Source organism: Chitinophaga sancti (genome assembly GCF_034087045.1).
Classification (GTDB): domain Bacteria; phylum Bacteroidota; class Bacteroidia; order Chitinophagales; family Chitinophagaceae; genus Chitinophaga; species Chitinophaga sancti_B.
In genome coordinates this window covers 1704621-1716078 of sequence record NZ_CP139247.1, presented here as the reverse complement: position 1 = coordinate 1716078, position 11458 = coordinate 1704621, and the positions used below count along the sequence as shown (strand labels likewise).

Annotated in this window: 8 protein-coding genes; 1 reads left to right on the top strand and 7 read right to left on the bottom strand. The window is 46.2% G+C overall.

Annotation, left to right across the window (positions count from 1 at the left end; all coding sequences use genetic code 11):
- Positions 1–225 precede the first annotated feature (225 nt).
- Complete coding sequence (bshA, locus tag SIO70_RS07240; protein ID WP_320580275.1) at positions 226–1374, top strand: N-acetyl-alpha-D-glucosaminyl L-malate synthase BshA; 1149 nt, start codon at positions 226–228, stop codon at positions 1372–1374.
- Positions 1375–1482: 108 nt separating this feature from the next.
- Here bshA and SIO70_RS07235 read toward each other — a convergent pair whose 3' ends face one another.
- The 7 genes from SIO70_RS07235 to porU form a co-directional block, all read right to left on the bottom strand.
- Complete coding sequence (locus tag SIO70_RS07235; RefSeq protein WP_320580274.1) at positions 1483–2970, bottom strand: murein hydrolase activator EnvC family protein; 1488 nt, start codon at positions 2968–2970, stop codon at positions 1483–1485.
- A 22-nt stretch (positions 2971–2992) separates the two neighbouring features.
- Positions 2993–3823 carry a DUF4292 domain-containing protein gene (locus SIO70_RS07230; protein ID WP_320580273.1) on the bottom strand — a complete coding sequence of 277 codons (831 nt, stop codon included), beginning with the start codon at positions 3821–3823 and terminating at the stop codon, positions 2993–2995.
- 16 nt (positions 3824–3839) lie between these two features.
- On the bottom strand, positions 3840–5663 hold the full coding sequence (locus SIO70_RS07225; protein ID WP_320580272.1) for a tetratricopeptide repeat protein: 1824 nt from the start codon (positions 5661–5663) through the stop codon (positions 3840–3842).
- Between the two features lie 2 nt (positions 5664–5665).
- Positions 5666–6109, bottom strand: a complete 444-nt coding sequence (gene dut / locus SIO70_RS07220) for a dUTP diphosphatase (protein WP_320580271.1) — start codon at positions 6107–6109, stop codon at positions 5666–5668.
- Between the two features lie 28 nt (positions 6110–6137).
- On the bottom strand, positions 6138–6638 hold the full coding sequence (ispF, locus tag SIO70_RS07215) for a 2-C-methyl-D-erythritol 2,4-cyclodiphosphate synthase (protein WP_320580270.1): 501 nt from the start codon (positions 6636–6638) through the stop codon (positions 6138–6140).
- Positions 6639–6746: 108 nt separating this feature from the next.
- Entirely contained in the window at positions 6747–7934 is a 1188-nt protein-coding gene (gene porV, locus SIO70_RS07210) for a type IX secretion system outer membrane channel protein PorV (protein ID WP_320580269.1), read from the bottom strand.
- A gap of 108 nt (positions 7935–8042) precedes the next feature.
- Positions 8043–11390 (bottom strand): type IX secretion system sortase PorU, encoded by a 3348-nt coding sequence (gene porU / locus SIO70_RS07205; protein ID WP_320580268.1) that lies wholly within the window; start codon positions 11388–11390, stop codon positions 8043–8045.
- Positions 11391–11458 lie beyond the last annotated feature (68 nt).

Sequence of the window (11458 nt, the reverse complement as noted above, 5' to 3'; positions counted from 1 at the left end):
AGGGCTAAAACTAATCATTAGTACCTGTTAATTCAAAATTAACATAGATGGGCGGCTGTTTCCATGGAAGGAATACCCTATTTTGGATGCCGGCTGAAGCCGTTAATCCCAAATTCCCGATATGTCATCTTAAAATGTTATAATTTTGTGGTACCTGTAATGATGTAAGCCGTGTTCTGCAAGAAGCGTCCTGCAATCGGTGTTATCCATTCTAAAAAAATAAACATGCGTATAGGAATAGTATGTTACCCTACTTATGGGGGTAGTGGCGTACTGGCAACAGAACTTGGAAAGGCCCTGGCGGACAAAGGGCATATGGTACATTTTATTACGTATCAGCAACCTGTAAGGCTGAATGCTTTCCATGCCAATATATATTACCACGAGGTGCAGGTACCTACCTACCCTCTTTTTGACTTCCCTCCCTACGAATCAGCGTTGAGTAGTACCATGGTAGATGTAATTCTCAACCAGCAGCTGGATCTGCTGCATGTGCATTATGCGATCCCACATGCGTCTACCGCTTACCTCGCTAAACAGATTGTGAGTAAAACGGGTCGTGTGGTACCGTTTATCACGACACTTCATGGTACGGATATTACCCTGGTGGGCAAGGATAAGACCTATGCACCGGTGGTGACGTTCTCAATTAACGAGTCTGATGCGATTACGGCGGTGTCTAATAATCTAAGGGAGGAGACGTATAAATATTTTCAGATAGAGAAAGATATCGAGGTGATTTACAACTTTGTTGATACTGAGCGGTTTAAGCGTCGGGAAGCGGAGTTGAAGCACTTCAGGGATGCCATTGCGCCGAATGGGGAGAAAATATTGCTGCATGTGTCGAACTTCAGGAAGGTGAAGAGGGTGCCGGATGTGATCAAGGTGTTTGCACAGGTGAGAGAGCAGGTACCTGCTAAATTATTGTTGGTGGGGGATGGTCCTGACAGACCGGCGATTGAGTGTATGTGCAGGGAGATGGGATTGTGTAATGATGTGAGGTTTGTGGGCAAACAGGAGCAATTGGAGGATGTGATGTCGATTTCAGACCTGTTTTTGCTGCCTTCGGACTATGAGAGTTTTGGGCTGGCGGCGCTGGAGGCGATGGCAGCAGAGGTGCCGGTGATTTCTTCTGATGCGGGAGGGCTGCCGGAGGTAAATATACATGGGGAAACGGGGTATTTGAGTGCTGTGGGGGATGTGGATAGTATGGCGAAGCATGCGATTGAGTTGCTGAAGGATGAGAAGGAGTTGGCGAGATTGAGACGGGGGGCGTTGAAACAGGCGCAGCGGTTTCATATTAGTAATGTGATACCGCAGTATGAGGCGTTGTATGAGGAGGTGATAAACAGGTCGCTGGTAGAAGCAAAATAAATAGCTAAAAAAAGTGGTCAAAAGCGAGCTTTTGACCACTTTTTTTGGGAGCAAAAAGGAAGGAGGCAGTCTAATGACCGCCTCCTTCCTTTTTATTTGTTATATTTTTTACTTTCTGCGGATCCAGGATTCAGGGTTTTGTCTTACTACCCCTTTATAGATCTGTAATTCTACTTCACCTAAGTTTTCAAGTTCATTTGTACCGGCGGTACCTATCAACTGTCCTGTGGTTACTTTATCACCTGATTTTACGTTTACGGATTGCAGACGTGCATAGTTGGTAAAATACTGACCATGTCGGATGATGACGAGCGATCCACCACCAGGAATGACAGCCACCTTTCTGACTTCGCCGGTAAAGATTGCTTTGACAGGTGCGCCTTTGGCTGTACCGATGATCACCCCATCATTCTCTACTGTGATCCTTTCCATTACAGCGTGTTGCTGGCGGCCAAAGTGACCAATTACGTTTCCGGAGGCTACGGGCCATGGTAGTTTACCACGGTTACTTTCAAAGCTTTCTGACAATGCCAGGGCTTCTGGTGTCGCTTCGAGGACGTTTTCAGTACGTACTGGTTTATCGTCTTCTGCCGGTACCGGCGGCGGGGTCTTCACCACTTCTGGCTTAGGCTCTGGTGCCGCAGGCTTTGGTTCAGGTGTATTTTTAGCTGTATTATCGGCGGCCTTGTTGGCAGCCGCAGCTGCTGCGGCCGCAGCGGCTGCTTTACGGGCAGCTTCTTCCCGACGTTTCTTCTCTTCGGCTGCTTTACGTTTTGCCAGGGCTTCCTCTTCTGCCTTTTTACGTTCCAGTTCTATTTCACGACGGATTACCGCCTGGATAGCAGCCTGTACTTTCTGGGCATCCTTTTTATTCTTGTTGATATCCGCTACCAGTTCCTTTTCCCTTCCTTTCAGGCCGGTGAGCACCTCATCCTTTTCCTTTTTATCGGCTTCGAGAATGGTGCGCTGCTCCTGTTCTGTCTTCAGGGTACCAGAGCGTTTTTCTTTCTGTACACGGAGACTTTCAATCTTCTTGTTCAGCAGTACCTGGGTAGACAGGATATTGTCTGCCTGACGGCGACGATAATCACGGTATTGTTTCAGGTATTGATAGCGCTTGATCGCATCGTTGAAAGTCTGAGCAGAGAAAATAAAGTTCAGCATGTCGTAAGTGCTACGGTTTTTGTAGGCATATACGACCAGCTTTGAGTATTGTGACTTCAGGGTATCCAGGTCTTTTTCCAGGGTCTTGATGTCACGATAAGCTGTATTGATATCTCCATTAATGAAGTTGATCTCTTCGTTGATACTATTGATGAGGCGTGAGCGAAGGGTAATCTTTTCTTTCAGTGCTCTCAGCTGGCTTACGCTTTCCCTGGTAGACTTTTTAGTTTCTTTCAGGGCCTGGTTCGCTTCATCGATCTCTCTCTGCAACTCTCTTTTTTTATGCTCAAGTTCTTCCCGCGATTGAGTGGGCGCCTGTGCGTAGAGCAAGGCCGGTAGTAATCCTATTGCTAATACTAATGGGAGAAACTTCTTCAGATTTAGCATGATGATTTTAAAGATAGCTGCAAAATGGCAATTTACAAATTTCATGTACAATACAGCACATTACTGACTATTCCTTTGAATAAGAAGCAGGGATTGTGAACGGATAGCTAACAGGTACGTCAAAATCAACCTTGTTAAATTCCATATTGATCTTTGTCACACCTTTGGCTTCTACAAAAACGCGGCGGCGGGTTGCAAACTTATGCCCACCCATTGTTTTGTATTCACCATAGGTCAGTTCGCAGGAACGTCCCTTCTGCTTGTCTTTATCCATTACCTTGCTCTGTTGCAACACATAGTCGTCTGCAAATACGTTGAACAGACTGGTAAATACTTCGCTTTCACAGCTGAACGAAATCACTGCCGGGGTCTTGACTACCTGGAAGATGGAATCTGTCAGGAAGATCGGATTGCCGACAATCATGTCCTGCAAAGTTTTGAAATCGAATGGAATATTGAGAAGATCCTGTGCGTTTTTTATATCGCGCAGGTACACCTTTTTATCCAGTTTGTTCACTGCCCTGAGGCTATCCGGTGTGATGATAGCGCGTGCTACTTCACCGATGATAGGTGCGGATACTGAGATCCAGATCACGCTATCCCTGGTCATGCGGATATTAGCTGTTACTTCAGGAGGTGATTTGGTATCGGATTCATAATCCACTTTCAGTTTGGCTGAAAAGGTGTTATAAGCAATAACATTGCTGTGGAGCTTATTCAGCAAATCTTTATTAAAAGCTGTGGCCTCTGCGTTGCTTGCGCTATCAGCTACAGTAGTATGTTTTGAAGTATCTGTGACAGGAAAAGACGTACTCGCTATCTGTCGGGTATGCCTGCATGAAAATAGTCCCGTGCTTACAATACCTAATGTTATCAATGCTAATGTTTGCTTCATCATGATCTTTTGTTATCCCTTATTCACGTTCTGTTGCCAGTATGTACCGCTTCTCTGCTATTTTGCGGGCCAGGCCTGTAGAGTTAGCGCCTTTTTCCTTTGCCAGGCGCCAGTATTCCAGGGCTTTGTCCACATCGTGGAGGTTGAACAGTATATCGCCATAGTGTTCCAGCATACCCGGATTGTCTTTTGCCTGCGGCGATTGCAGGGCCTTTTCCATCCATTGCTTTGCCAGTTCGTATCTGCCCATTCGGAACATCACCCAGGCATATGTATCCATGTAATTGATACTTGTTGGTTCCAGTTCCAGCGAATGACGGGACATCGATTCTGCTTTTTGCAATTGTTCACCTCTCAGTGACAGGTAATAGCTGTAGTTGTTCAAAACGGTGGCATCATTCGGTTTCAGCAACAGAGAGCGGTCGTAACTGCTGTCTGAATCTTCGTGCTGCCCCGTGGCATGATATGCATCTCCCAGCAGGGAATATACATCGGCCTTCATACTCTTGTCTACATTTCCGTTTATCAAAGCCTCATTGAGTGCTTCGATGCTTGCCGGATAATTCTGTAGCAAAAAGTTGGCCACCCCTTGAAAATAGTGCCCCATAAATTCCTTAGGGAAACGCTGAGCGACTACGTTACTCACTTTCAGTAAGTTAGCTGCATCATCTTTACGGCTATAAATCCACATCAGCTGGTACCATACGCTATAACGTGTGGAATCGAGTGACACTGCTTTCCTGTAATCATACAGTGCGCTATCCAGCATATTGGCCTGTGAGTACATATCGGCCTGCAGTGCATAGGCTTTAGCCTCTTCAGGGTGTGCTTCTATAACCAGCTGCGCAAGTTGTAATCCTTCTCTTAGCTTGGTAGTATCTGTTCCCTGCATTTGCAGGTATGGGTATACGTATGAAACCTTTTCGTCAATGCTGTAATCCGGATTGGCAAACGCCCTGGTGAGATAGCTCCAGTACTGCATGTGGTCCCCGTTCTTTTTTGCAGTGTTGGCCAGTGCGATCAGTGCTCTGGGGTTAGAAGAGTCCAGCTGCAGACTGCTTTTATACAGGGCAACTGCCTCCTCCTGCCGGTCATTGGCGTTATAAATATCCGCCAGCAGCAGGTAGTACCTTACTTCGCCGGGGTATTGGTTGACTAATTTGTGAATTTCTTCTGCGGCATCATCTACCCTGTCCAGCTTAAGTAACAACCGCTCTTTCTGAATAGCCAGCTCTTCTACGAGCCCTACTTTCTTTTCCAGTTGGTCAAAGACAGCAAGGGCAGCTTCAGGTTGTTCCGCTTTGGTGAGAAACATCCCTTTGTTGTAAAGATATTCATCATTATCAGGGTATTGAACAGACAGCTTACCGTATACGGCAGCTGCACTATCAAACTGACCGGCTATACCAAATGCATCGGCCAGGGTGATCTGGAACCACTTGTTGGTAGTATCCATACTGGCAGCACGCCTGGCAAAACCCAGCGCATACCCAGGATTACGGACTTCGATGAACAGTCTTGACAGCTCGTAATAAGCGGTGGGATTGGTTTTGATAAGGCGGAGGTAATCGGAGAACTGGGTAATAGCAGTACGGTAATCACCTAAGATTTTGGAGCGTTCGGCTGCAAAAAACAAACTGTCTGCACGCTGCTGCAGGATCGTAGGATCCTTGATATATACAGTTCCACTATTCCTTGCTGTAGTGGACTTGCTACTTTTGCAGGCACTTAAAAAGCCGGCTGCCAACAGTAAATATAACAACGCACCTGCAAAACGACTCTTGTTTAGCAAGTGGATTGTGCAGTGAGTGGCAGTTTCATTCTTTTTAAAAGACCTGTGCATTATTAAGATTTTCCGGTGTGTCCAAAACCACCGGCTCCGCGGTCGGTTTCGTTGAGCAGCTCTACGGCTTCCAGTGCGACCTGGATATAAGGTGCAATGATCATTTGTGCGATCCTATCTCCAGGTGCAACCACCTGAGGCTCGTTGGACAAATTGATCAGGATGATCTTTATTTCTCCTCTATAATCGGCATCTATTGTACCAGGTGTATTCAGAATAGTCAGGCCCTGCTTGAAAGCCAGACCACTGCGGGGTCTGATCTGTGCTTCGTAACCAGCAGGCAATTCCATAAACAGGCCGGTAGGCACCAGTACCCTTTCGAGGGGTTGCAGGGTGATGGCTGTTTCAAGATTTGCTCTCAGGTCCATACCAGCCGCTTCAGCTGTGGCATATGAAGGGAGTGGATTCGCAGATTTGTTAATTATTTTGACTGTAATAGCTGCCATGGAACAAAGATATTATTAATTATCTGGTTTAACGAGTATAAGGCACCTCCTCCTTCTCCAACAATACGGTCGCATAAGCGACTACGCCTTCTTCACGGCCTACGAATCCCAGCTTTTCAGTGGTAGTAGCTTTGATAGATACCTCTTCGGTAGTTAGTTTCAGGATATTGGCAATTACTTCCTGCATTTGCGGTACATAAGGTTTGATCTTAGGCGCCTGCAGGCAAAGTGTGCTGTCAATGTTTACCACCTGGTAGCCTTTCTCAGCAATGAGCTGCTGGGTACGCTGTAACAGGATCTTACTGTCAATATCTTTGTATGTATTGTCTGTATCGGGGAAATGAACACCAATATCACCCAGGCTGGCAGCTCCCAGCATCGCATCGCAGATGGCGTGCAGCAGCACATCGGCATCGCTATGGCCCAGGGCTCCCTGGTGGTGAGGCACAAGTACGCCTCCGAGCCAGAAATCTCTTCCTTCCGTCAATTGGTGAAAATCAACACCTAATCCAATTCTCAGTTTGCTCATAGTTGTCTTTATAATAAGTGGTTCTGGGTGCAAATTAAAAATCCCCCGGAAATATCCGAGGGATTTATATATTTTAAAAAAATATTAACTATTTCAGGATCAGCTATCTTACCATGTAGCCTCGTTCCTGTCGGCCTTGAAGCCAAGGTCAAACACAAGCGAGAAGCGGAGTGTATTGGATAACGGATTACGCTGGATACCATTTCCGGAAGGAACCAGGTAAGAAAAGTTCAGACCGAACATATTGTATTTAACACCTATACCGGCAGTTACATACTTACGGTTACCCTTGTTTTTGTTTTCGTAGAAGTAACCGGTACGTACAAAGAACTGATCGTTGTAGGAGTATTCACCACCGGCAGACACACTTACTTCCTGCAATTCTTCAGACATACCACCGGGTGCATCGCCAAAGGAGGAGAAGATACCGGAGATGACGCTCTTGTTCCTGTAATCGCCACTGCTGTCTGGCGTAGGTACCAGCAGTTTGTTGAGGTCCAGGGCCAGCATGATCTTGTTCATCTGATCCAGACCAAAGGTGTACGAAGTACCCAGGCCCATGTTGGTAGGAATAAAGTCCTTATTGGTAGCTGAGGATGTATAGGAGATCTTGGTACCTATATTGGTAAAGGCCGCACCTACATTCCAGGTATTTTTCACCCCGTCATCCTTTTCAAAATCTTTGGTATAGTACAGGGACAGATCCGTAGCGAAGGCTGTACCTGGTTTGATCACCTGACCGTTTACGTCGCCGCTGGCCAGGTTCGAATAGATGTAACGCGCTGCGATGGCCACGGAGAAGTTGTCAGACAACTTGCGGGAGTAACCTGCATCGAGGGCATACTCACGTGGACGGAAATCGGAGGTTGGTGTACCGTTGATGTCCGTAAAATTGATGGTACCGAGGGAGAAGTACCGCAGTGAACCAGACACAGTCTGGAACTCATCCAATTGGTAATAACCTGCTAACGTGGCAAGAAATACATCGTTCACCAGTTCTTTTAACCAGGGAGTGTAGGTAACAGAGATGGCAGATCTTGTAGTCGCAAAAGGCAGTTTAGCCTGGTTCCAGTAGATAGAGTTAGCATCAGGAGACGTGGCAACACCGACATCGCCCATAGCACCAGCCCTGGCATCGGGGGAGATACGCAGGAACGGCACCGCTGTGTTGATGGTGTTGGTACGACCATCCAACTGGCCGGTAGAAATTTGTGCTGCGGTTGATAAGCTAAAAAACAGGCAACAGATGAAAATCAGATTTTTTACTGTTACCGTCTTGTTCATGCAATTATACATGCAATAGTGTTTAGAACGAAATGTAAAAATAATTCCAAATTTAGAATAATCATTAACAGGGGCCTGGCTAGGGATTTGCGAATCTAGTCTATTCTTTTGATGCATAGGTCAATATAAGATCACTTTTCCACCTAAAATCTTCGTCTTGCCATTAGCATTTACCATGATATTATAGAAATAGATCCCAGGCGGCATTTTGGCTCCGGCATCGTTCCTGCCGTCCCAATTCGCCCCTAGATAACGGCTACCCGCTGTATTTATTGTATGGCGGATAGTTTTTATTTGCTGCCCTGCCAGGGTAAAGATCCTGATTGTTACATCAAGGTCTTCGCCCTGCTGATTATGCTCAAGCGTAAATGATGTCTGGTCATGAAAGGGGTTTGGATAGCACCCGGCACTCTGAAAAAGTACCTGCGATGATTGGACCACTTTGAACCGCAACGTGTAAGTACTGGAATTGTTGTAGGTATCCCATACTTTAATTGTTAGTGTATGCGACCCGGCGGTTAATCCATACAGCGGGTAGGTGACTGCACCCGACTGGTAGCTATCCGACGAAGCCTCAAAAAAGTTGTTCAGTATATAATACTGGTTGTTGTCTTCATCAAGGGTGGCTACTATATCATGGCCAATTCCATTTCCCGTGGTATTTATGCCATGAAGGTCGTAAAGCTGTAGGTATAATACCGGGTTTTCACTGGTAATATCTCCGTTGACAAATCCACTTCCATTGAGATAACCACTTATTGTAGGACCTTGGGTATCAGTATCCGTTTCCGTAGCACTGCCTGTAACCTGGAATGCAGCATACAGGCCTCCTGCTGTAGTCACACTATCTGTACCGAAGTAGCTGATGCTACCTGCTCCCGTGGTATAGTCAATATCCAGTGGAACTATAAAGGTACCGGAAATCTGGCCATTTTTTATCGTTTGCTGTCCGCTAAATAAAACATGTTGCTGCAAATAATAACTGGTTTTCGTACTTCCCGCATCATTAGCAAGGGTATATTGCCGTGCAGGTTTATCGTATACGGTAGTATACATTTTGCCGTTGTAATCGCTTACTACATTGCCCTGGGCGTCTTCCACATGTGCTTTAAATGTGTATTTTCCCATAGCCTTCATCGTATCGGCCACATTACCATTTGCATCCAGCAAAGAGTCTGTCACAACATGATATTGTGGAAAGGCAAGTGTGAGTGCAGGATCGCCCAGGAGCTGAAACTTCCTGTTATTGGGAATATCACTGTAAGTGCTGTAGGTCAGGTTCTTGGCCTCCATGGCTGCAGTGCCGAGGGTAGGCATTCTGCCATCGATACCGGGTGTAAGCAGTTTCGTCAGGTAGTTGGCATTCAATACTTTGTTTGAAGCCGCAAATACAGCCCTGGTAGTTGTCATCAGTGCAATACCACCACCGTTCTCCTGTAGTAATACCTGCTCTCCCAGCGAATTGTAGGCCGGATTGTCGAAAGGTGCAAAGTCGCAGGTAGCGGTGATGAATAATGGTAATTTCGTACTGTTCTTCCACGAGGCAAGGGAGGAAGCATCCATGATCACTTCTTCTGCCAGACGGGAATAATTGCCGTGACCTGTGTAATTCCAGATCAGTGTACCATCATACATATCTTCCGCAATGGCTGTATTCACAGATGGATAACGGCTACCACCAGCATCGGATACTTTTGTATAGGCATCCAGGTATATCTTATTGATCCTGCCTGCAGGCCATTGTTGTGTGGTAATGTCGCTCATGCTTTCTGCATCCTGTAAATGCAGGTTATCATCCCCATCGTCTGCCACAAAAGTGATGTGTTGTTGCCAGCGACCAAACCTGGAAGCGTTGTGGTAATTAATTATTTTATCAACTACAACATTGGCTTCGGTGGTGTTCTTAACCGGTAAGCGTCCCACTCCTACTACCATCTGATTCGCCATACCTGCATCATTAATATCATCGGCATCTGAGAGGAAACCAAAGAAATCGTCGGAAGGATACGCGTAAATAGGGTCTATAGAAATGGTGGTTTGCCATGTAGGGACCAGATTAGTATTGCCGTTAATACGATATTTATAATCATATGAAGCATCGCCAAATAATAATACGTATTGCAGCCCTCCCCTGTCATAACACATTTTAATAAAATCCCGGATAGCAACAGGATCACGATTTCCGGAGGCAAACTCTGTATAGATCTGAGACACATCTACCACCTGTACAGACAGACCATCATGCGATGTATGCCAGGTAGCCAATCGCTGTGCCTGAGCAGACAAGGTATTGGTTGTGACAATCAGCATATTCACACTACCGATGCCGTGTAAATCCTGGTTGGCGACTGTACCCATGTACACGGGTGTGAGTACCCCCTGATCTTCAAAGGCAACATATTCATGTAGAGAAGTCGCTGCACGTGTGAATGATAATGTGCTGCCACTCAGGCTGGTAGTAAGTTGTATAGGGGTTATGGGATCGGTAATATCCCAGATCTTTGTTTGTGCACTGGCGCTTTGCAGTAAAAACTTTGCGGTTTGACCAATTGAGCTGGCTTCTCTGAAGAAAAGCGGAGTATTCGTGGTTAATTGCAAAGGCATTCGTGCATTCAGGTTGATATTATCTAACCAACCAGTAGCACCACTGGCTCCCGGGGTAAAGGTAAATTTTACTGCCGCACTGGTACCCGCGGGGGTTGCGGTAAATGTATCGGAAGTAGTGGTGGCAAATGCTTCGAAGATATTGCCGGTGATGGCGCTGAGTGATAATGAGCCGGCAGTATTGCCATTGATAGCGATATCGAATTTGCTGGTGCCTCCACTACGCGCTCCTACTCTTGTATTGATACTGAAGGAGGTAGCTATAAAGGGCAGTGTAAAAGGAATGGTTATCGTAGTTTGGGTAGTGCTGAAAGCAGGTCCCCACCATTGTTTGCCACTCTGCAACAGGTTCAGACTATCATTTTCATAATAGTCGTGATAGTCAAAGCTCTGAATGGTACTTGTCGCCGTCGGTGTGGCAGCATCTGTGGCAATACGTTTTCCACCGCCGCCTACCTGTAAATAATAATAAGCGGTATCGCTATAAAGATTTAATGTATGCGCGTAGGTGCTACCCTGGTAGCTCCAGCTATGAGGGCCGGGGGCATAAAACAGCAGATAATTATCTGCCTGCATCAGGGCGACCTCGGGGAGGTCATCATATCGGGTACTGCCGACAGCCTCTGGTAGCATACGGCCACCGGTGCCATACAGGCGAATTTCTGCAGAAGGGTTGATACCCATGCTGTTCAGCAGCGTTTTATCGATCTTATAGATCCCCTCCGCTGGGATAGCCAGTTTGTACCATGTGCCGGAGGCAAGTACAGAATGGTCTGCATGGGGTAATGCACGGGCTGAAGAATGCACCGGCAAAAGCCAGGTCACCATACCTAACAGTATGTAATACAGTCCATAAAATTTCATGCAGGGAATTTGCGCAAACATAACAAAATTACTCTATATTTATTCCCTGAATCGACCAACCAGTAGAT